Here is a 1,202-nt window from a genome sequence, read left to right on the forward strand (position 1 = left end):
CGCGTCCGGGGCCCGGCGACGCCGCCGTCGGCGGGACGACGGCCGCGCCCGCCGGGACGACGAGCCTGCGGGGCGCGGACCGGTGGCGCGCGGTGTCCGGCGGCGCCGGGCCGGGCAGGACCCCGGGCGCGGGCGGCGGGACGTGGTCCGCCACCTCGGCCTCCGCGGGGGCCGGCGGCCGGGCCGGCGAGGGACCGGACGCCCCCGGCGGTGTCGAGACGTCCGGCACCGACGACCCGGGCGACCGGCACCGCGGCGGGTTCTGGCGGCGGCTGCTCGGCCGGGAGGACCGCGGATGAGCCTCCCGCTGCACGACCGCGTCACCGCCCTCACCGCGGCGCTCGACGCGGGGGAGGGTCGGCTGCCCGCGGACGCCGTCGCGGACGGCCGCACGGTGCTGGCGAGGGTCGGCGAGCGGGCGGCCCTGTCCGCCGAGCACACCGTCGTCGCGCTCGCCGGCGCCACCGGGTCGGGGAAGTCGTCGCTGGTGAACGCCCTCGTCGGTGAGGAGATCGCCCGTCCGGGCGTTCAGCGGCCGACGACCGGCGAGGCGCTCGCGGCCGTGCGCGGGCCGGGCGCGGACCCGCTGCTCGACTGGCTCGGGGTGCGGCGACGGCACGGGCTGCCCGCCGGGCCGGGCGCGGCGGGCTCGCGGCTGGTGCTGCTCGACCTGCCGGACCACGACTCCGTCGTCGAGGCGCACCGGCTGCGCGCCGAGCACCTGATCGAGCGGGTCGACCTGCTGGTCTGGGTCGTCGACCCGCAGAAATACGCCGACGCGGCCCTGCACGAGCGCTACCTGCGTCCGCTCGCCCGGCACGCCGAGGTGGTCGTGCTCGTGCTCAACCAGGCGGACCGGCTCGCGCCCGCCGAGGTCGACGCCGTGCTCGGCGACCTGCGCCGGCTGGCGGCCGCGGACGGGCTGCCCGGGGTGCGGACGCTGGCCCTGTCGGCACGCACGGGCGAGGGCGTGCCCGCGCTGCGCGACCTGCTCGACGACGCCGCCGAGCGCCGCCGGGTCGCCGTCGCGCGGATGACGGCCGACGTCGAGGTGGCCGCGCGCCGGGTGCTCGACGCGTGCGGGGCGGCACCGGGTCGGCGGCGGGGCCGGGACGACGGCGGCCTGCCGGCGCTCGCGGACGCGCTCGCCGAGGCCGCGGGTGTGCCGGTGGTGGTCGAGGCGGTGCGGCGCGCGGCGGTGC

At 81.3% G+C, this 1,202-nt stretch carries 1 protein-coding gene and 1 pseudogene; both read left to right on the forward strand.

Annotated features, from left to right (window positions below):
* A pseudogene (locus KVT14_RS20000) lies at nt 1-299 on the forward strand (hypothetical protein); the annotation flags it as partial.
* Nucleotides 296-1,202: GTPase (locus KVT14_RS20005; protein WP_217617264.1), on the forward strand; the 907-nt coding region annotated here is incomplete at its 3' end. The pseudogene KVT14_RS20000 and the gene KVT14_RS20005, both read left to right, overlap by 4 nt.

This window comes from Cellulomonas sp. GbtcB1, assembly GCF_019091725.1.
Classification (GTDB): Bacteria; Actinomycetota; Actinomycetes; order Actinomycetales; family Cellulomonadaceae; genus Cellulomonas.